General features: G+C 52.9%; 16 protein-coding genes and 1 tRNA gene. 8 read left to right on the top strand and 9 right to left on the bottom strand.

Annotated elements, in window-relative coordinates:
* Positions 1-4: 4 nt before the first annotated feature.
* Together K6118_RS03215 and K6118_RS03210 are read right to left on the bottom strand one after the other, a co-directional pair.
* Positions 5-370, bottom strand: coding sequence for an energy transducer TonB (locus K6118_RS03215; RefSeq protein ID WP_247118779.1), 366 nt, complete (start codon positions 368-370; stop codon positions 5-7).
* Between the two features lie 242 nt (positions 371-612).
* The gene (locus K6118_RS03210) at positions 613-981 is read right to left on the bottom strand and encodes an energy transducer TonB (RefSeq protein ID WP_247118778.1); all 369 of its coding nucleotides are present in this window, start codon (positions 979-981) and stop codon (positions 613-615) included.
* Between the two features lie 335 nt (positions 982-1,316).
* Between K6118_RS03210 and K6118_RS03205 the strand changes: the two genes are divergently transcribed.
* The 5 genes from K6118_RS03205 (at position 1,317) to K6118_RS03190 (ending at position 3,360) form a co-directional block, all read left to right on the top strand.
* Positions 1,317-1,393, top strand: a tRNA-Arg gene (locus K6118_RS03205).
* 339 nt (positions 1,394-1,732) lie between these two features.
* The gene (locus K6118_RS03200) at positions 1,733-2,359 is read left to right on the top strand and encodes a hypothetical protein (RefSeq protein ID WP_247118777.1); all 627 of its coding nucleotides are present in this window, start codon (positions 1,733-1,735) and stop codon (positions 2,357-2,359) included.
* Between the two features lie 127 nt (positions 2,360-2,486).
* Positions 2,487-2,678 (top strand): helix-turn-helix transcriptional regulator, encoded by a 192-nt coding sequence (locus K6118_RS17605; protein WP_425531534.1) that lies wholly within the window; start codon positions 2,487-2,489, stop codon positions 2,676-2,678.
* A gap of 11 nt (positions 2,679-2,689) precedes the next feature.
* A complete protein-coding gene (locus tag K6118_RS03195) occupies positions 2,690-2,977 on the top strand; it encodes a hypothetical protein (RefSeq protein WP_247118776.1) in 288 nt (95 codons plus the stop codon).
* Positions 2,974-3,360: a hypothetical protein gene (locus K6118_RS03190; protein WP_247118775.1), complete on the top strand. Its 387-nt coding sequence runs from the start codon at positions 2,974-2,976 to the stop codon at positions 3,358-3,360. Before K6118_RS03195 ends, K6118_RS03190 begins: the two co-directional genes overlap by 4 nt.
* A 183-nt stretch (positions 3,361-3,543) precedes the next feature.
* Here K6118_RS03190 and K6118_RS03185 read toward each other — a convergent pair whose 3' ends face one another.
* Entirely contained in the window at positions 3,544-4,011 is a 468-nt protein-coding gene (locus tag K6118_RS03185) for a hypothetical protein (protein ID WP_247118774.1), read from the bottom strand.
* A gap of 129 nt (positions 4,012-4,140) precedes the next feature.
* Here K6118_RS03185 and K6118_RS03180 point away from each other — a divergent pair, with 129 nt between their 5' ends.
* From K6118_RS03180 to K6118_RS03170, 3 genes are all read left to right on the top strand, one after another.
* Positions 4,141-4,383 carry a helix-turn-helix domain-containing protein gene (locus K6118_RS03180; RefSeq protein ID WP_343269901.1) on the top strand — a complete coding sequence of 81 codons (243 nt, stop codon included), beginning with the start codon at positions 4,141-4,143 and terminating at the stop codon, positions 4,381-4,383.
* A 269-nt stretch (positions 4,384-4,652) separates the two neighbouring features.
* On the top strand, positions 4,653-7,568 hold the full coding sequence (locus K6118_RS03175) for a hypothetical protein (protein ID WP_247118773.1): 2,916 nt from the start codon (positions 4,653-4,655) through the stop codon (positions 7,566-7,568).
* Between the two features lie 11 nt (positions 7,569-7,579).
* The gene (locus tag K6118_RS03170) at positions 7,580-10,198 is read left to right on the top strand and encodes an amidohydrolase family protein (protein ID WP_247118772.1); all 2,619 of its coding nucleotides are present in this window, start codon (positions 7,580-7,582) and stop codon (positions 10,196-10,198) included.
* Between the two features lie 21 nt (positions 10,199-10,219).
* Here the strand turns inward: K6118_RS03170 and K6118_RS03165 are convergent, their stop codons facing one another.
* From K6118_RS03165 to K6118_RS03140, 6 genes are all read right to left on the bottom strand, one after another.
* Positions 10,220-11,662, bottom strand: coding sequence for a type I restriction-modification system subunit M (locus K6118_RS03165; RefSeq protein WP_247118771.1), 1,443 nt, complete (start codon positions 11,660-11,662; stop codon positions 10,220-10,222).
* Between the two features lie 9 nt (positions 11,663-11,671).
* Positions 11,672-12,520: a hypothetical protein gene (locus K6118_RS03160; RefSeq protein ID WP_247118770.1), complete on the bottom strand. Its 849-nt coding sequence runs from the start codon at positions 12,518-12,520 to the stop codon at positions 11,672-11,674.
* Positions 12,517-13,860, bottom strand: a complete 1,344-nt coding sequence (locus tag K6118_RS03155; protein WP_281500571.1) for a restriction endonuclease subunit S — start codon at positions 13,858-13,860, stop codon at positions 12,517-12,519. Before K6118_RS03155 ends, K6118_RS03160 begins: the two co-directional genes overlap by 4 nt.
* Positions 13,860-16,586 (bottom strand): type I restriction endonuclease subunit R, encoded by a 2,727-nt coding sequence (locus tag K6118_RS03150; RefSeq protein ID WP_343269904.1) that lies wholly within the window; start codon positions 16,584-16,586, stop codon positions 13,860-13,862. Before K6118_RS03150 ends, K6118_RS03155 begins: the two co-directional genes overlap by 1 nt.
* Positions 16,587-16,728: 142 nt before the next feature.
* A complete protein-coding gene (locus K6118_RS03145; protein ID WP_247118767.1) occupies positions 16,729-17,838 on the bottom strand; it encodes an McrC family protein in 1,110 nt (369 codons plus the stop codon).
* Between the two features lie 170 nt (positions 17,839-18,008).
* Positions 18,009-19,991: an AAA family ATPase gene (locus K6118_RS03140; RefSeq protein ID WP_247118766.1), complete on the bottom strand. Its 1,983-nt coding sequence runs from the start codon at positions 19,989-19,991 to the stop codon at positions 18,009-18,011.
* Positions 19,992-20,038 lie beyond the last annotated feature (47 nt).

Raw genomic sequence — 20,038 nt, 5'->3', positions numbered from 1 at the left:
GGGCTTAGCGCAGGGTCCAGCTCAGCGGCAGGACCAGCGACATTTCACTTTCGCCAGCAGGCAGCGCAGGCAGCGTAAGCCGCTTGAGCAGTTTCGGAATTTCCTGGTCGAGAACGTCTTTGCCGGTCGGCTGCAGGACTTCGCTCGACTTGATGGTGCCGTCGGCCGCAACCACGATCTTCACTTTCGCGGTGCCTTCGATCTCACGGACCTGGGCCGCACGCGGATAGCGCTGCTTCTTGGCAATTTCTTTTACGACGGAAATGCGCCAGGCTTTCATGTCAGCAGCACCGGCATAGGCGGTGCCCGCAAGCGAAACACTCAGAAGCGCAGCGGCGGTAAGGGTCTTGATAAAGGGGGCAATCGTCATGTCTTTGGCATCCAAAACAGGAGTTTAATTTATTGGCTCGCTCCTATATCCGGCAACCCCTTAACGAATAGTTACTTATAAGACCTAACCGTTAAATAAATGGCGGTATTCAGACAATTTTACCTAGTTCTCGTGCTTCGTTTCACTTTAGTTAGACAAGAAAAATGGCCGCCCCAAGGGACGGCCATTTTATACTCAAAACAAATAGGAAGGATACTCAGAACAAAAACTCTATAGAGACCCTATTTCAGGGCCCACGTCAGCGGCAGAACAAGTGCCATTTCCTTGGTGCCAGCCGGCAGGGCAGGCAGCGGGTTCAGATGCTCGATCAGCTTCGGAATCTCGCGGTCCAGAATGCTCTGGCCAGTCTCTTTCAGAATTTGGCTCGATGTGATGGTGCCATCAGCGGCAATGATCAGCTTCACTTTCGCGGAGCCTTCAATCTCACGGGCGACAGCCGCACGCGGGTAGCGTTGGTGTTTAGCCACGGACTTCATGACAGCATGGCGCCAGTCATCAAGCGGCGCGGCAGAAGCCGGTGCGGTAAAGGCCCCGAAAACAAAACCAGCGGCGATTACAGCCGCGAATAAAGCGTTAAATTTCTTCAACATCTTTCCCATCCATCGTCTTGGAATTTTTATTAACCCGATAGGCCCCGAAAATTTGCAAGGCCTACGAGTATCGTGCGCGGGTCCGATATATAAAGAGAGGGCGTTAACCCCGGGTAATCAATTGGATAAAATTTTAATGAACGATGAAATTTACCTGTAACAAATTGAAATATAATGGAAATTTCCATCCTTCCATAGCCTTCGCCTTCTTGGGACAGTGTCGCTGTCCTATTGCCCCGCATCCGGGGAACAGAGAATCAGCCTGGGGGCCTGTTGAAGGCTCTTGCATCATGGCAGGCTCGCGTGTAGTGTCCGCGGCGAACTTTACCGGCCATGCACCCGTAGCTCAGCTGGATAGAGCGCTGCCCTCCGAAGGCAGAGGCCAGAGGTTCGAATCCTCTCGGGTGCGCCATTTTTCCAAGAAAAACCATACACTTACATCACTGAAAGCCCAAGCCCTCGTCGGTTGCAGCGTCAGATAAGTGCATAGTAAGTGCATTCCCGCACCACACGCTCCCCCAAATCACTGATTGTGCATCATGAATAGAGTCTGACACTCTGAAAATGTTCTATATATGCACCTTTTTTGTTCTATTTTTTGTCTATATTCCTGTTTTGTACTATTATTGTTCTCGCTGGATGTGCCAAGGCCAGATTTCTTGAGCTAACAGGGCAATAACCTCGCGAACTCGCTGGCGCGGCACAGCCTGACAATCTCGTTGTTGAACTTGTTCATCTGAGAGGAGGATATATGGCAAGCTTTGCAAAGAAATTCCTATACGAACCCACCGTTGCCTTGGATACCAAGTTGGGGTTCGGCTTTGGTGTCGTAAGTACGCTGTTTTGGATGTTGGTTGCTCTGCTTTTTGCGGACGTGGGTCGGTCATTCATACAAGAGGGAATCCCTGTAGGGCAGGACATGCGGCATCCACCAATGTCGCTGCCTGCATTTACGTGGATATTGGCCGCTCTGTGCTTCGCCTACTACTACGGCCTACACCTCACCCGTGTTGCCAAGACAGACAAGCCGGTTCCGTGGACACCACTGCTTGATCAGAAGATACTGGCGATTTCAAAACCCAAGCTTGGCTGGTACTTCGCCATTCCCCAACACTATATTGACGACTTCCTGGACGATATGGAGAAAGACTGGCCTGAAGATAACTTCATTCATGTCCGGAACGTCTTCCTAAAGATATACAGGCGCGTACATGCCGATAGGTTGGATAGTCTGGACCGTTACGCTCTTGAAGCTCTCGAAAAAAGTCGGTTGGACACCCCGCACGCGGGCGAATTGGGTGATCGAGTATGCCGCAGCATCCGAGAAGGAGCTGGCGCCTTCTTTGACGCGAGCCGCAAAGTTCAGCCACGAAAATAAAAATCGACACCTGCATGCAACTGCATGCAGGTGCACCCTCCCCGTTCTCCACCATGACATACAATGCTTGCTAGTGATTCGCGCTGGCAGCGCATCGGGTCCGCTTTCGACCCCATAGGAAAATTGTATGTCTGATAAAGCTGAATATATATCCGCCCGAGAGGTTGCGAACCTGTTCGGTGTCAGTACCTCAACCGTCTATCGCTGGGAGCGCACCGGGCGCTTGCCAAGACCACTTCGGTTCTCAGGCGGCGTCGTTCGATGGCATCGGAAAGAGATCCACAACTGGCTTTCCAACGCCCCCGCGCGGCACGTATGAAGGAGGGCAACATGTCAAAACTTGTCACTCTTTCTATCCGCGTCACTCCGCAAGTTGATGATTGGTTGGCCGTCCTCGCGGACGGAAAAGGTCTGTCCAAAAGTGTGATTGCCCGAACGTTGCTGACGCAAATCGTGCTTCAGAAGATGTCGCATGGGGAGGATTATGACCATCAGCAGGCACTTCAACAAATCCTCTCTTCTGCGCGAGATCTACGAAAGTTCCTAGAAATGGCACTTTCGGAAATTTTCGGAAAGGACTTTCTGCTAGGAGTTAGGATTCGGGAGAGTCTCGAATGAGTAGGTACCACGAAACGCTGACCGTCCGGCTCACGGAAGACCAAAAATATAAGGTGCTGAAGGCCTCCGACCAAGCGGGTGTGAGCCCCGCTCAGTTTGGACGCAGTATGGTGGTCCGTGCTGCCGAGAATGAGCTACAAAGCAAGATTGAATATAGCCCCTTTCGGGCACTCACAATCATGGTAGCGACGGCATTTCGAGTTCAAGTCGCCACCGCCGAAAAGCTGCTGAAAGACCGGTTGGACGAAGGGGAGTTTAGCGAGCTCCTGGTCAAAGCACGTGACACGGCTTTGGATGATCTGAGAAAGCTTCGACTTGATGATGCGAAGATTCTCCATCGTCAGATCGATCAGCTCTTCGAGGTGATCGCCATCAAAATATAGCTCCAGGAGGGGTAGCGTCCGCGCTGCCCCTCGACTCATTTCTCAAATCATAAGTAAATGGCTAAGTGATTGATCCATTGGGTGAAAACTCAATGTTTTCAAAAGCGTATACTTCGTATTTTTCCAGTATTCAAACTTAAGATATTGATTTTAAAAGAGTATTTTAGAAAAGGGCACCTGCGTTCAGGTGTGTATGAAGAAAAGAGAAGTCATGACCCAATTGCCGAACCAATGACCGCCGGCAAAAATACCCTTGGGGCAGTCCCAGAACGGCCCTACCGCGGCCCTAACTAGCCTCCGCTCAAGCACACAGGCATTGCCATACATAGTGGCCAGAATGCCGTTCCAACTCGACCCCTGCCTCTGGTAGGTACCATACTCAAGCTGGCAATTCAGAACCGCATTGCAGCCGAGCTCCTTGGTCTGGCTGCTCAGCGCCCGAACCATGTTGCCCTGTTCCTCGCGCATAAGAGCCGCGAACGATCCGCTGAAAGGATCAGACGCTGTCACGTTGGTGATAACCACACCCTTCTGTTCGATCAACACATAGCCCTCTGGCGCTGATCCAAAAAAGACCGGCACACTCGGTACTATCGGCCCGACCCGCGCGAGCGATTTGATCGGTGCCGCATCTTTCTTTTTGCCGAACATAGTTATGCCTCCGCTGCTGTTTAAAGCCAGAATATTAGGTCCCAGGTTAACTTGCAGGTTCCGGCCTTTCAATCGAAATGTGACTCATAGTCTGTAGACCGATAGTCAACATCCAGAAATATTTGGCTCATGGATATTCGTCGGCAAGTGGGTATGAATGTAGCAAGGATTCGGCGGGAGCAAGGGCTTTCGCAGGAGGAGCTGGCATTTAGGTCTGGCCTGCACCGTACATACATTTCAGGCGTGGAGCGCGGCATCAGAAACCCCACGATTACCGTCATCCAGGAAATAGCATCTGCTTTGGTAGTAGATGTAGCAATCCTAGTCGCCAGTACGAAACAAAACTCAAAATATTCTGGAATTCGCTACTGAAATTGTCGCCTTCGATAAATAATTGGTCGAGCTGCTGATCAATTATTGTGGATCTAAGAAGCGCGTTATTTACATTAATGTATGTACCCGTCCTGTACAGGCGAAGGGACTCGTTTGCCATAAGCGATGGCTAAACTCATTCCTAGCTGGCTTTAAGAGCGCCCCACCTCCAACAACTTCTTCAAACAACACTTTTCGATTGAAACCGCCAGTTGTGAATTGCAGAGTAAAGATAATCACTTCATCGAGTTTATGAACGGAATCGAGCAATGCCAACTATTAGCGCCTCTCAAGAAAACGTTTCAAAAAAAGAGATCGTGATAGACCTCAAAGAACCTCAGGAGGTGCGGCGACTGGATGATGCAGAGTTCATCCAATGGGAAGCTCGAGCGGCGCTAGAAGAGCTGCTGACTGAACGGATTAAAACAGCAGTAGATGCAAATCAAAAAGCTGGGAACAAGTCACTCATTGACGACCGGCAACATAATGCCATCCTCATAAGCGGCCCGCGCGGTTCGGGCAAAACCACCTTCACCCTAAATGTTCTAGAAGCCCTTCGCATCGACGCAGGGCTAGGGATAGGAAAAGATAAAGGTTTGAATGGACTGGCCATTCTAGACCCAATTGATCCCACCTTAATTAGCAGTCGAGAAAACTTCCTGATTGTAATCGTCAGCCAAGTTTGTAAGCGCGTAGATGGCTTTATCAAGGGTGAAGCCCGGGACGACGCCCGCTACGAGGACTGGAAAAAGTATCAGCGGAGCCTCGCCAGGGGCCTAAAGCTGCTTGATGGCGTAGGCAGCCCGGCCCTCTATGGCACGGAATGGGACGATGACGTTTTCATCATGGAAACTGGGCTTGCAAACGCTTCCAACAGCATCGACCTGGAAAAGAGCTTCAACCAATTTCTGCAAAAAAGTCTTGAGCTGCTAGGAAAGACCATCTTCGTACTGTCCATCGACGATGTCGACACGGATTTTGCACGTGGCTGGCCTGTCCTGGAAACCCTACGCCGTTATGTCGCCACTCCTTTTCTTGTGCCAATTCTTTCGGGTGATCTCCGCCTTTACACAATGGCTGTTCGCAGCAGACAGTGGACTAATTTTAGCCAAAAGCAGCTTAAACATGACGGTCAGGTCAATGTGCTGGCCATGGTCAACCATCTGGAAGACCAATACTTGCAAAAAATCCTTAAGCCGGAAAATCGTATTGATCTTAAATCCGTAGCTGCGTTGCTGGACGACCGCGGGAAAGATCGGTCGGTGAAAGTTAAAATAAGCACCTCGGCCCAACCTGAACCGTTGCCTGCGTTAGTAGACGACATGCTGGCTAGCTTGACAGGTATCCGAAAGGGACGGGAGCTTCAATTGTTGCGTAGGGTAGTAGCGGAACAGCCGTTGCGCGCTTTTCTACAGCTTCTGCATGGGTATGCGGACAGTGAGCCAAACGGTTTGCGTGCCTTCGTGGCTCAAAGCCTGACAAGTATTTTTGTGGGCCCCCTCAACCGCATTGGTGTCGACCGCGCAAGCCTCTCGCTTGACGATCCCTCGTCGGTGGCCCGTCAGTTTGCTAGTATAATTGTGGCACGAGCAGACCATTTCCCGGATGGCCCATTTATGGCCAGCACGGGAGACGATGATGATATCCGGACAGCGCAGCTCGTGTTTATCTCAGCGCTTTATCTTTCCGGTGAAAAAGCGCGGGACCGAGGCCTGGGCGTCATGTTACGCATTGCCTCCCTTGCCACCATTCAAGAGGTCCACATCGGGGACGATTTCAAGGCTAGTGTAGATTTTTTCGGAGCCACTGGATTAAACAGTGCCAGCCATGTCGCCGAACGGCTTGTCAGCATTTTCCACGTCATGGGGCGCGACGTAAGCACGCCTAACCGATTCCGCCCCAGTCACCTCGCCATCCCACTCTACAGAGATAAAAGCAAAGGTACCGTAAACGAGTCAGTTCAATTGCTATACGGTAAGCGAGCGCCAAGCACCGTCATAACGAGCAACTATAAGAAACTCGGCTCTGACGCTTTGCTTAACTTGTCGGCCCAAAAAATGATGAAAAACTATCTCGATTTCCGACAAGGTTACGAATCAAACTGGCCTCTCTGTCTGACCCCTAGCAATCTTTATGATCGACTGGGCCCACTGGCGAAATTGCCGATCATGGAATTCATGATGAACAATGGTGAAAGTGCGTATGTCGCATCGCCATTACGCCTTATTGGCCTTATGGCGGAGCTATTGTCCCACTCTGCCCATACTTCAGACATCGCAAGACTGTTAGATGAGCACACTGAAAGACCTGCTATCGCAGGCTTTCAGGTAAAGGATGATCGTAGTTCTGCATCAATCGCATTGGATAGCCGCGCTCAGAACGATGACAACAATGATGATGGCGACGAGTCCGAGCTGAATTCAAAGGCCCAAGAATTTGGCAACGGAATCACAATCTTTGAGTCTCTAGTCAAACAGTTGTCCAAATGGCGAAATAGCGTTGATGCAATAGAGTTATCTGTGAGCCCCTTGCTATGGGGCAGGATTTGGACCCGGTATGTCGCAACCTCCCGAAACATTGTGGAGAGGATTCCAAACAGCCACTATTTTCTTGGCAATCTAATGCATCGACAGATCGTTGCATTCTTGCATGCCATACTTACCGAGGAAATGCTCGCCAATGACACAGAAGCATGGCCCAATGTGATCCGACGAAACCCCATCCAAACCGATCAACAATTTACTCAAAACTTGAGAATTTTCACTGCCCCCCGCCGAGGAAAAGGTTTGGATCACTCAAACTTACCACTCACCCAGCTAGTGCTAGGCTGTCCTCTGTGGTGGCCTTTCCTGAAATTCGATGCAGAGGCCGAGAAGCTGTATAAGAGTAAAAGCATCGCGCCGAATTATGATCCAGGCCAGTGGCAGTTTAAGTTGCTCGGGGCTGACAGCGAGGCTGCCAGCGTGGGTAAAGACGCCTCTCAAGTGGATCAATTAGGTCAAGGTATCTCTCTCGTCGACCTCCTAAATGCCGTCACTATCCAGGGAAAAACTATGCCTTCAGCTAAGACAAACTCGTCAAACAAACAAGCCAACCAGGAGGAGGAGGTTGTGGCCAAAGATGAGCAGAAACGGAAGCACGAGGTGGAAATTCAGACTGATTCCGAGACGGCCACAGATAGCTGACAGGTCATACCATGTTGTCAGATCCCCTCTACCCCCTGCACCCAATACTGAATAGTCAGGCCCTTCTAAACGCCTACCTATCTGGGGGCAGTACCGGTATTTTACCATCATGGGCAGATGCCAAACAGCAGGTCTATTTAGCCGAATGGCGACGACGTCCCGATTGGCCGGATCATCTTCATCGAAAATATCAAGACGCACTGTTGGGCTGCGGTGTAGGCAACCAAGGCGGGCCCGATGCTGGGCTAGGAAACGGCAACGCTGGCTCGTCCGCAGAGGGCCCACTGGCGGAGCATCTCTTTGCGCTGTTCGAACGCTTTCATGACCGATATTTGGAATGGCATGGTTTACGGCTGTGTGTGAAGAGAAAGCACTTTGCTGCTTGGCAGGGTGAGCTAGCCGAATTATCACCACTTCCCTTTATCGCATTTGGCCTATGGCGCCGATACGGTCGGTATCGAGATAGTTACGCGGAGCGAAAAGCCTATAGCCAACATCTCGAACCGTTCCGGCATAGCCTACTGATCGGACCGCACAGCCAGCTCCTAGAAAAACTGGGTAGGGAACGTGGGTATAATGATCCACACGTCCATCTGAATGGCACCACGGAAGCAGATGCGGTTTGGCTTCATGCCCTCGACCGCTATGGTGAGTTCTCGGCTGACCTGAAGCAGCAGTTCACCTCGGGGCCTGATCCCGACGCGCTAAAACTGAATGAGGTACAAATCGCGCGTGAGTTACTTTTGCAGATTGACGTCACCCTGACCCCAGAGCTCCTGCTGGAGCGGATCAGAATAGCACGCAGGCTCCGGCATGCCCTGTGTTTCTGGGCATATGGACATACCAAAAGCCCAGAGGCTTTACACGCTAACAAGGGTAACACTCAGCCAAATCTGCAAACCATCATCGCCGGAGGCTGGCCACAAGGGACGGAGCAACCGGTATGGCGTTACCATCCGCTCCGCACATTTGGCGCGGAGCCGCCAGGGGCAAGCCCGACCATGGCAGAGTTGGCAATGTATATACGGCTGTACGATATATTAGGGGATAGACGGCACACACTGCGCCCCCAGGTCGCGCGGGCCCTACACCTGTATCTTCTAATTCTCAACGGTACGTTCCTGCCAATCTGCGTACAAAAAATCGCCTACAAAGGCTTTGATCAATTTCAAAAATTCACCGTCAGCGGCGCGCGAAACAGTGTCGAAAATGGTTATGAAGCCCGGTTCCACCAAATCGGGCCAAAGGCCCATGCCGATGTCAGAATCTTCGAAGGCCGTTTTGCACCTAAAGCTGACCGGCAAAAACTGATTTCTCTGCTCTCAAAGATCATCAAGGGTTATCGCAGCTACCTGCTCGCCCTGGAAAATGGTGGCGCCGCAATGGGGCAGACGCCTGAGCCGTTGCCAAAAGACACCATCGAACTGTCTCAAAAAACACAGGGCCTGCAATTGCGCTTGACCGCGCACTTCATAAAAAAAAATGAACTTAGGACGAAGATGCCGGAACGGGAGCACCGGTTTGCGCGATTGCGAAATGATCTCGACAAGCAATGGCGTCATCTGGATTTCGCCAGACGCACATTTCCTGCCGCCCGCTACTTCATCAACAGCATAGATGCGGCCAGCAACGAGCTGCATACGCCGCCCGAGGTCTTTGCACCTCTATATAGATGCGCTCGAGAGGCCGGGCTTTCCTACGCAACGTATCATGTGGGAGAGGACTTCAACCACCTTGTATCAGGCATCAGAGCCGTCAAGGAAGCGATCGAATTTCTCGACTATCGGCCCGGAAACCGACTCGGTCACGCCACAGCAATCGGAATCGCTCCCCAGCTTTGGCTCGAACGCATGCCACAGACAATACACATGGAAAAAGGTGAATGGCTGGATAACCTGGTGTTCGCATGGTCGGTTCTACGAGCGGAACCTGAGTTCCATGGTGTAGTAGCAAAGGCAGAAGATGAAATAACACGACTAGTACAACAAATTTATGTGGGCCTGAAGGTTTCAGATAGTGAACTTTTGGGCTTAGTCCTAGCTGGCGCTGCGCCGTTACTGCATCAGGCTTGGCAATTGCGCCATCTTGATCCTCGCTATTTTGATGACAAAGGCCCACAGCTAGGTTCGATGAGCGCCCACGAACGAGCGTTGCACATCGACGCGAAAAAAGATGCGCCTATCGCCTATCAGGTCCGCCGGTTTTATGAAACGCCGCGCTGCGTAAAAACCAGCGGGGAGAAAACGCTGATTCAGAGTGACTTCTTCCCGGCGGCAGCGCTCGTCAAGATGCAGCAGGTGGTATTGCAAGAGGTATGTCGACGCAAGGTCGTCATCGAAACCATGTTATCCAGCAACGTAAGCATTTCCTTTTACAGAGGATATGGTGAGCACCATTTACGGCGCTGGCTCGGCCTTGATCCCACTTTCAAAGATGAGCCAAGACCAACCATCATTCTGGCCAGTGACGACCCAGGCATATTCGCGACGAATATTCGAAACGAATATGCTCACGCTCTGCGCTTGTTGCATAAGGCCTGTGATGTGAAAGTGGGAGACGCAGAGAAGACCTTGATTGACCTCATGAAAAATTCGGAAACATACAGCTTTCGGGAGGGCGGCACAGTTTGACTGCTGCTCCCCTACTAGGACCTATTCATCCTCACCCGCGAGCTCCGCGTTCACGCTGCGAAACTGCTCGAGCGCCGCTTCTAGGTTTTCGACAATCTCGGCAGCCAGCACATCGGGCTCGGGCAAATTCTCCAGGTCCTCAAGGCTGTCGTCCTTGAGCCAGAAGATATCGAGGTTGAGCTTGTCGCGCGCAATCAGCTCTTCATAGCTGAAACGGCGGAAACGCTCGGTTTCTTCACGTTTTCGGTAGCACTCAACAAAATCGTTGAAATCCTCATCCACCAAACGCTTGGTCTTCAGGGTCTTATGAACGTTGGTACGGTAATCATAGACCCACAGCTCCTTGGTCTGAGCCTCCCGCGCGGCCGGTCTCTTGTCGAAAAACAGCACGTTAGCCTTCACGCCGGGGCTGTACCAAATGCCGGTTGGCAGGCGCAGCAAGGTATGGAAGTTGAACCCCTCCAGCAATCTCTTGCGGATGCCTTCGCCCGCGCGTCCGGCTTCGAACAGCACGTTATCTGGCAGCACCACGCCGGCGCGGCCGCCCACCTCCATGATCGTCATGATATGCTGCAGGAAATTGAGCTGCTTGTTCGAGGTGGTGAACTTGAAATCCTCGCGCTCGTAATCCTCTTTCTCGGTGGTGATCGAACCGTCCTCACCGACGATCTTGAAGCTGGACTTCTTGCCGAACGGCGGGTTGGTGAGCACCACGTTGAAACGCTTGCCACTGTCCGCCGCCAGCGCATCGGCCTGCTGAACCGGGCTACCGCCATTGCCGATGCCGTGCAGATAGAGGTTCATCGCGCAGAGCCGGACCACCTCGTCCACAATGTCGGTGCCGGTGAAGGCTGAATGCCGCAATTGGTTGAGCTTGGCCCGATCCTGGCTTTGGCCCTTCATATGGTCGTAGGCCGCCAGCAGGAAACCACCGGTGCCGCAGGCGGGGTCGCATACGGTTTCGCCAATTTTAGGGTCGACACAGGCGACGATTGCTTCGATCACCGCGCGCGGAGTGAAATACTGGCCTGCACCGGATTTGACTTCCGAGGCGTTACGTTCCAGCAGACCTTCATAGATCTCGCCTTTCACGTCCACCTGAAGGCCGATCCAGGGGCCCTCGGTATCGATCAGGCTGACCACACGTTTCAGCTTGGCGGGATCGGAAAGCTTGTTCTGCGCCTTGCGGAAGATTGTCCCGATCAGGCCCTCTTCCTTGCCAAGCGCCTCAAGCGTATGGCGGTACTGCAGCTCAAGCGCGTCACCATCCTTTTTGATCAGTTGGCCCCAGTTCCATTTTGCAGGGATAGCCGAGGTTTCGCCCAGCAGCTCCTCACGTTCCTGATCCATTTTCAGGAACAGGAGATAGGTGATCTGTTCGACATAGTCGCCATAGGAAACGCCCTGGTCGCGCAGCACATGCGCGTAGTTCCAGACCTTGGAGACCAGTTGTTCGTTCGTCATTGTATCACCTCAGTTCGCCAGGTCTTCCAGGCGTTTAAGCAGCCACCGCGCTGTAATCACCACCACTTGCAGCCGGAAAGTGGCGTCAGGCAAATTTGATATTCCGGGATGAGCGCCATCGATATGCAGTAGCTTGGCAAGCCCAGGCAAAAAAGTCTGACCATTGCCGTCGCCAAATTCATGTTTGTCTCGTGACAGGAAGCCCTTTTCAGACAAGAGCTGTCGCTTTTGAAGCCCACCTGACCTCGACTGAGCATCTTCCGGATATAGCCCGTCGGCTATTGCATCCGTCAACGCCTCCAGGAAGGTTCGGCATTGGCTATTCGCTGCCTCAAAGTCACCTTGGGCAATATTGTCCCTAGCACTACTGAGATGCCGCCTGGCAACCTGAAGCCCAAATCGCTCCAGCAGCAGATCAACCTCACTGGCCGTTTCTGGGAGTTCGACGAAGGACGGCATTGCTACTGTCAAACCAGTTACTTTTATGTCTTGGCTGCCCCAGTTTTCCGTAACTTCTTTCTGAAGGCTGTAGCCATCAAGCGCCAGATAGCGTTCCAGCTTTTCCCATAGGGCGGCCGTCCTCTGGGTCCAGCCGATCTTCTCAACTGCTAACTGAACAAGTAGATGCGACACCGGGAGCCGACCCAAGTCCGTAGCGACCTCAAAATCAGGATTGGCAACCGCAAATTTCTTTAAAGCCAAAAGCGTTTTAGCGATAGACCCCTGGTCCCTCACTTCATCTGACAAGCCATATTCAAGTAATATGGTTTCAAGTTCCGCATTGGTACGAATTTCGTCCAGAATACAGCACGTGGTAACAATTGCTCCACTACCTATCGAGGGATAGTTTGCACTCATGTACTGGCCTTTCTAACGCTACGTTTTACCGCCTTGGGCGCAGATGCTTTAATGCGCGCCAGCAGCGCCGAGGCCGGCTCGTCCGCCGGGTCCTGTGGCACCAGTTTGCCAGCGAAGGCGTCCTTCAGGATCGACTGGCGCAAGGCGTTTGCTGCTCGTTCTTGGCGCACTAGCTCTGCCGCTAAAGACTCCTGACTTGTTAGAAGCCTTTTGATACGTTGTACAATTTCTCGTTGCTCAGGTAGCGGCGGCAAATCAAGCTTCACGTCCTTAATGTTTTGAAGATTCAAACCGGGCTTGCCGGCCCCGTAGGCATAGTCTTCGAGCTGCTTCCTGCCGCCGTAATCAGCGACCACAAACCAATATAGGAATTCAGGGTCAACCTGGTCCGTGCAACGGAAAAGCGCGACATGCTGGCTAACATAAGCCGTCCCAATGTCCTTTTCGACCAAAGCAGATTTTGTTACATTGGCGCCGGTGATCGTGATCAGAAGATCACCCACTTTCAGCCTAGTTCTGGTGCCCTCAGACTTTTGTGGTAGTGACACATAGGCGATGTCAGATAAATCAAGCCGGTCATATTTAATGTTCTGCGCTCTCACAAAGATATCACCGCGTTGCGAATAGTACTTGGCCCATCCGCGAGAGCCGGAGGTCAGGAATTCCGCCAGTTCACCTAAGGTAATCTTCCGCCATTCGGCAGCACCATTTTCCGCCCGCCAGTCGGCGGTGAGCTCGCCGGTGACGGCGGCCTTCAGCACCGATTGGCGATAGCGCACAAGCTGCTTCTGCACGGCCCGGAGCGTTTCCTCGCCCTTGTCCAGGTCGGCAAACAGGGTTTCGATCTTGTCAACAATGCGCCGCTGTTCGTTGATTGGGGGTAAGACGAATTCGAGCTCGCGAATTTGATTTAGGCGGATACCTTTGACTGTTGTGCCAGTACCCATCGCCTCTATTTTGGATGCCGCCGAGAGCAGCCATTGCTCCAAGAACGACTTATCTAGTGCCTCTTTAGGGAAAAGTGCCTTCAAGTCCTGGTTAATGGCAGTAGCCATCTTCGGCCGGACCACTTTCCCAAGCCCCATTCTAGTCGCAATTATGATGGTGTCCGCTGGAACAACTTTAGCACTGCTATCGGCAAGAGCGGCCTCGGTAATATTAAAACCTGTTTGAGACGGACGAGACACTTTCATGTCTTTGACCGTCATGAGAGGGATGGAGCCTTGAAAATACTCGGGAACGCTCTTGGAAGGAGTACCCCCACCGACTATGTCATCAAGCAACATGCCGAGAGGCACGGGCTCCCATCCTGGCGGCAATTCACACACCTCCGCACCCATCACGCCACCAGCGCCCTTTGCAGATCATTCAGCATATCGTTCAAGCCTGCCCCCAATATCTTACGCGCCGCCAGCACACCGCCACGGTCGGCAAGGCTCGGGGCCTCCTGAAAATCGCGCGGGCTGATTTCGGCGTTCGCAGCTATAAAGGAGGCGATGGCCCGAAGCCAGCTTTCTTGTTCCGCCGTATAGGCGCGCCCTGCCTTCTTTTCGCGCCCGAGCCACAGGTTGAAACGCTGTTCGACCACGGCGGCGAAGGGTTCCAGCATATCCACTTGGCCGAGGGCAAAGCGCACCAGGCTGACCACCTCCGTCAATTGGTCATCCACCGGCGCGCCGCGCACATGGGCGGCATCCAGCCGCTTGTAGGCCTGCCACACATTGGCGGTGGTCAGGTAACGCGGCGGATCGGTCAGGCGCTGCACCAGTTCGCGGATGGCGGCATAGGTCAGCCGCTGGCGGCCCTGCGGCTGGTTATAGAGGATCTGGAGGGCCGTCAGCTCATCGCGGTTTTCCTCAATGAAGTCCCGGAAGCTTTTCACCGTTTCCTCGGCGCGCTTCATGTCGAAGCCGGCGCCAATCACCGCGTCGGTGGTGATTTCATCTATCACGATGTCAGCCTTGGTCTTCAGGTCCTTCAAAAGCGCACGCACCGCCGGGCTGTCAAACGGTCGGCACGCAGCATCGACAAGATCCCGTGCTGCCTCTGCCCCGCCGGCTTCCGCCTGTTTGTCCGGGTCGATGGCGTCCAAAAGCGCATTAGCAAGGTCACGCGGGGCCAGGCCGTCCGTGATGTCACGCACCCAGGCCCGGTCTTCCTCCGTCAGCTTGCGATCCAGCATCGCCAGGCGCGCAGCGAGGGAGGACAGGGCGTCGTCGTCGCGCCGGCCCATGGCAACCTGTTCCATCAGCGCCTCGAAGCCGACACCATGCTTGCGTTCAAGCGGTTGGGATGCGTTCTTTTTGCTTTCGGACACACCGACGGCGTCGATCAGGATAAAGCGGGTCTTGGTTTTGGCGTCCGGCGTAACGGTCTTCAGGTCGGCGTCCGGGATGGTGCGCACGCCCCGGCCCTTCATCTGCTCATAATAGCCTTCCGACTTCACGTCGCGCATAAAGATCAGCACCTCCACCGGCTTGATGTCGGTGCCGGTGGCGATCATATCCACCGTCACGGCCACGCGCGGGAAGGGGTCGACCCGGAAAGCCTTGATCAATGCCTTGGGGTCTTCGCCGGTGTTGCGGTAGGTGATCTTCTTGGCGAACTCATTGCCTTCACCAAACACTTCGCGCACCGCATGGATGATTTCTTCGGCGTGATTGTCATCCTTGGCGAAGATCAGCGTCTTGGGCAGCCAGTCACCGGTACGGTCGGGGAACAATTCTGTGAATACCCGGTCCTTATAGACCTGCAGCACTGTGCGGATCTGGTTGGGGTTCACAACCGACCGGTCCAGCTCCTTCGCGGTATAGGCCAGGTCCTCGTCCAGCGTTTCATAGCGCATGCGGCGGGTGCGTTTGTCCCTGACCGGCACCTGGAACCCGGTATCGCCGGTTTCCACCATGCCGCCTTCTTCGGTCACGCGCGTGCGGATGCGGTAGATTTCATAACCGACATTGACCCCATCGGCGACCGAGCGGTCATAAGGATATTCAGCCACCAGATTCTTGTTGAAAAAGCCGAGCGTGTGTTTGGACGGCGTGGCGGTCAGCCCGATGATCGAGGCATCGAAATATTCCAGCACCTGCCGCCACAGGCCATAGATGGACCGATGGCATTCGTCGGTGACGATGAAATCGAAGGTCTCGATCGGCACGTCGGGATTGTAGGCCAGCGGCAAAGGCTCGGCTTCATCGGCCTGCCATTTCTCGAAGCTGGATGCTTCTTCGTCCTCCTCCGCCATTTCCTGCCCGCGCAGGATCGAATAAAGGCGCTGGATGGTAGTGATCACCACCTTGGCATCAGGGTCGATCCGCTGCGAATGCAGGTGCTGCACGATATAGGTATCGGTGAAGCGGTTGGCGGCGCCTGGCGGGTGAAAGGCCTGAAACTCCTTCAGTGTCTGGTCACCCAGATTGTTGCGGTCGACCAGGAACAGGATGCGCTTTGCCCCGGCCTCGCGGATCAGGCGATAGGAAAAGGAGCAGGCGGTAAAGGTTTTGCCGGCACCGGTCGCCAGCTGAATCAGCGCCCGCGGGCGATCATCGGCAAGCGAATGCTCCAGCCCTTCGATCGCTTCCACCTGACAGGCGCGCAACCCCGCCGGGTTAAGGGGCGGCATTGTGCGGAGCCGGCCGCGCAAGGTTTCCGGCTGGCGCAACCATTCATGCAATGTTTCGGGGCGGTGAAAGGCGAACAGGCGGCGCGACCGGGGCCGCGGGTCGCGCAGGTCACGGAAAAAGGTTTCCTCGCCCGTGCTTTCATAATCGAACACCAGCGTGTCATGCCAGCGCGCCAGATGCTCCGGCAAGCGGGCCATATATTTTTCGGCCTGCTCAGCAACACCGCTCAGCGTCACGCCGGCTTTTTTGGCTTCGATCACGCCTGCGGCCCGGCCGTCGATGAACAGCAGATAGTCGCAGAAACCGCCCGGCAGTGGAAATTCCCGCACCGCCACGCCTAGACCCGCCGACCGGCTGAATTGATCGCGATCCTGCAACAGCCAACCTGAATTGGTCAGCAGCTTATCGATTTCCTGCCGCGCGGCCTGCTCGGGGGTCAGCACATCAAATTCCTTGGCAACCTTCAGCCCAACAACCGTAAGCTGATGGTTCACAACGAATTTGTCCAGCCCCTATAGCGTCTTGGGAAACAGAACACATTGCGTCTCTAGCTAAAGAACGCCCATTGTTTCCCCCGCCCATGTCTTAGTTCTCTATGAGGCGTCTAAGTTGCTGAGGGACTAGGTTGAGCTGGTTTACGTCCAGCGTCCATATTTCAAGTGCGGCGCCGCCACCAGGAAGGTTGAATGAGGTCCGCAGCCCTGGCGCACCCTCCAACTTTTCATCATGAGGATACAGCAACACAAGCCGCCGAGGCTGATAACCTTCACTGTAGGCCAGCATTTGATAGACATCTGAAGAGGCAATGTTTGAAGCGATCGAACCGGAAAAAGACGAGGTCTGTATAACCTTCCATTTGGTATCGATGACCATGTCGCACCGCTCACCCTCCCAGACAGTTATATCAGGTATCATCTTGAAGGCGGGTAGGCCCTGAGCATCCCTAGCCAGGTACCTGTGCGGACTCTGGGTCTTTGCCCGGCGGCCAATAGTCGCCGCGACACTGTGGGCCAATTTCGCGACATACGCCTCAAACAACGTATTCATCTCAAAGAGCAGCGACATTCCGGCATAATTGCCAAACGATGTCGTCTGATAACAGGAGTCCAAAACAAGCTGTGCCAATTTCAGGGCATTTGAATAATGGAGAAAGCGGCGATCGAGTTCAATTGAACCTGGCCGGATGGCTCGTCTGTCCACTAAAGACACATCGGCAAAGGCATGCTCCAATTGAACCAGCAGCTTCTTATTTTCGAATGAACAGGCCAACCTCTTCAGCTTCACAAGAGCAAGTTTCAAGAACTGATTGATTGGTATGTCCTTGCTAAGCTCATCAAACTGGCAAGATACCCGGCTGGGATTAACAGCAAACTTTGTGAATTGCCTTGAAACATTCAAACTGCCGCGGAGCATGGCTAGGTCATCGGAGTACCCAATATAACCCGTGGCAAGACCCTGACGCACAAGCGCAGCCATCTCTCGAAGTAAAAAGCCGATAACACACTCTAGTAAGTCCGTGTTTTGGGCCGATAACGTAGTACCGGGCCCCTCGGCCACATCGAGGCCTGTCGTAACTATCAGCATATGCACCAGGTTTTTGCGCAAATCTCTTGCATCCTGGCCACCAATTTTGGGTAGTATTTCGAGCGCAAATTCTGATGTTTGAACAACACCTACGACCTGTTGGGCGGTCAAATGCGAATAGCCACATTGAAGGATATTGCGACCTTGCAAACCGGCTTGAGGGGCTATCTCTTCAACTAGTCTTTCCAAGACCTCTGAGTCGGCTCTCGACAGGCTATGCCCTGAAGACCGGTCGCTTATGGCAATCTTGTCCCACTCTTGTATAGAATAGTGCCTCATTGCTATTCAGCCGCACTTACCACCACATCCTGGACCTCCGGACTCATTTCATTCGAGATGAGGTCAAATAGCTTTTGAAATTTCTCCGGCGGTACTGAGCCATCCACTATCATTTCATACCGGTCTTGGGCGGCATCCTCATTGCCGAATGGAGATTTCAGTTTTGAACGTCTCATGAAAGTGCCGCCATCTCCCTCTTCTCCCAGCACGGCAAAGATTTTAGACCAGTCATCATAAAAATATTCCTGTAGTAGAGGTAGCACTTTGCCACGCATGACATCTGAGACCTCATCCAATGTCTTGCAGTCCATAAAATATGCGTGCCCAATCTGGTAGTCGCGGCCTAGCATATACTCAAGGCGAGCATTGAGCGTCGTCAACACTCCCTGCAAATCGACACCATCGATATTGTTCGAGAGCAGCGCGGGGTTAGGCATGAACTCTCTGAAATTGAACCGTCTGCGCAGTGCAGTATCGAGAAGTGCAATCGAGCGGTCCGCTGTATTCATTGTTCCCAGAAGATACAAATTTTTGGGGACCCCAAACGGGATTTTAGAATAGGGCAGGTTTGCAGTTAATGCGTTGAGCGTACCAAGCCTCTTGTCGTCCTCAATCAATGTAATTAGCTCACCAAAGACCTTGGAGATATTGGCACGGTTAATTTCATCCATAATCAGGACAAAATTATCCTTATTTTCTTGCTCAAGAACCCTGTGTGGGGTCACCAGCCGCTCAAAGGCGGCCTGATTCAGCTTTTCGCGCTTCATCTCTACCAACGTATATTGGGTGAAACGCGTGTCATAAATTTCTTCGACGGGCAGTCCCTCGTCATGCACCCAAATCCAGTCAACCTTGCGCCGATGATGAAACCCATCCTCTTCTCGCGCTACATATTCGTAGTCCCCTGCAACCACCCCGATAGCGCGAAAGGCCATATTGCCCTTCGAGACAACAACAAAATCGCCCACCTTCATTGTCAAGAATAGGTGGTTTATACAGACAATATTCGGATCGTTTCCTGACACTTCAGGGTTAAATTTCTCTCGCCAATATTCTTTGATGTCGGAAAAGCTTTTCGGCTTAACCTGAGACCAGTCCACATCTCCACCATAACCAAGCAGGATGTACCCATTCTCCATACATTCTTCAAAAAGATATGCATCTGCTGGATCATTGGCCTGACCAAGCGACATCTTGAAAATGCGTTGATTGGTTAGTTTGGGGGTGTCAATTTTGCCCAGAGTCGCACCAGCGGTTTTTGCGCGATCAGCGATCCGTTTGAAAATCCCATCTTCAGGCTTTAGAGAAAAGCCCCCCGAATTATTCGATTCCCCTTCGTCGCCTGCATGGGGTCGTAAACCCTGAACAAATTCTTCATAGGAGTAGGATTGATGAAAGGTAACAAAATCGATGCGCTTCTGGCTAACCAACTCTCGATACCGCGTCATCAACTCCGTGCGGTCCTCTGGCGCTTTGCCATCGCAAATTTCAACCGCTATACGGGCGAGATTAAACGTTTTCCCAGTACCTGGAGGCCCATATAGGATTTGGTTCAGCGGGTGCTCTGTCCCTAACTCTTGTACCTCCCTATCAGGAAGAACTTTTTCACCGATATGCCCAAACTGATCAAACCATTCCAGAAAACGATCTAATTCGGCAACCGTCCCGATCTTAACCACCCAAGCCTCGCCAGCCCCTACAAGGTTTGGAGCCAGTTCGGACGTGATGTTGAAGCGAGCTTTTGAATGAAGAACTTTTGGTTTCAGTTGAACTGCAAATTCTTGGGGCGGCTTGCGGCGAACAAACGCACAAATTCCACTTTTATACTGTTCTTGGCCAGGCGCCGAGAACGCAATATCTTCGCCATCGATAGTGACGCCCAGATGAGTACTACTTTTCCTAACCGGTTTCCTGTAGCGATCTTTCAATCGCTCGGTTAAGCGGTCTAATTCTAGCCCTGCGGGCACAACCTGCTGATTTCCCATAAGCCTCCCCATAGAACGACCATTTTACTGGCTAAAATTACGTTCAA

Origin of the sequence: Kordiimonas marina (assembly GCF_023006325.1) — a bacterium.
GTDB classification, from domain to species: Bacteria; Pseudomonadota; Alphaproteobacteria; order Sphingomonadales; family Kordiimonadaceae; genus Kordiimonas; species Kordiimonas marina.
The sequence above is the reverse complement of the archived record's forward strand: the minus strand, read 5'-3'. Positions and strand labels throughout refer to the sequence as shown.

Excerpts from the sequence above, each read along its gene's own strand:
- K6118_RS03215 (WP_247118779.1), bottom strand. The coding sequence starts at position 370 with ATGACGATTGCCCCCTTTATCAAGACCCTTACCGCCGCTGCGCTTCTG.
- K6118_RS03210 (WP_247118778.1), bottom strand. The coding sequence starts at position 981 with ATGTTGAAGAAATTTAACGCTTTATTCGCGGCTGTAATCGCCGCTGGT.
- K6118_RS03200 (WP_247118777.1), top strand. The coding sequence starts at position 1,733 with ATGGCAAGCTTTGCAAAGAAATTCCTATACGAACCCACCGTTGCCTTG.
- K6118_RS17605 (WP_425531534.1), top strand. The coding sequence starts at position 2,487 with ATGTCTGATAAAGCTGAATATATATCCGCCCGAGAGGTTGCGAACCTG.
- K6118_RS03195 (WP_247118776.1), top strand. The coding sequence starts at position 2,690 with ATGTCAAAACTTGTCACTCTTTCTATCCGCGTCACTCCGCAAGTTGAT.
- K6118_RS03190 (WP_247118775.1), top strand. The coding sequence starts at position 2,974 with ATGAGTAGGTACCACGAAACGCTGACCGTCCGGCTCACGGAAGACCAA.
- K6118_RS03185 (WP_247118774.1), bottom strand. The coding sequence starts at position 4,011 with ATGTTCGGCAAAAAGAAAGATGCGGCACCGATCAAATCGCTCGCGCGG.
- K6118_RS03180 (WP_343269901.1), top strand. The coding sequence starts at position 4,141 with ATGGATATTCGTCGGCAAGTGGGTATGAATGTAGCAAGGATTCGGCGG.
- K6118_RS03175 (WP_247118773.1), top strand. The coding sequence starts at position 4,653 with ATGCCAACTATTAGCGCCTCTCAAGAAAACGTTTCAAAAAAAGAGATC.
- K6118_RS03170 (WP_247118772.1), top strand. The coding sequence starts at position 7,580 with ATGTTGTCAGATCCCCTCTACCCCCTGCACCCAATACTGAATAGTCAG.
- K6118_RS03165 (WP_247118771.1), bottom strand. The coding sequence starts at position 11,662 with ATGACGAACGAACAACTGGTCTCCAAGGTCTGGAACTACGCGCATGTG.
- K6118_RS03160 (WP_247118770.1), bottom strand. The coding sequence starts at position 12,520 with ATGAGTGCAAACTATCCCTCGATAGGTAGTGGAGCAATTGTTACCACG.
- K6118_RS03155 (WP_281500571.1), bottom strand. The coding sequence starts at position 13,860 with ATGGGTGCGGAGGTGTGTGAATTGCCGCCAGGATGGGAGCCCGTGCCT.
- K6118_RS03140 (WP_247118766.1), bottom strand. The coding sequence starts at position 19,991 with ATGGGAAATCAGCAGGTTGTGCCCGCAGGGCTAGAATTAGACCGCTTA.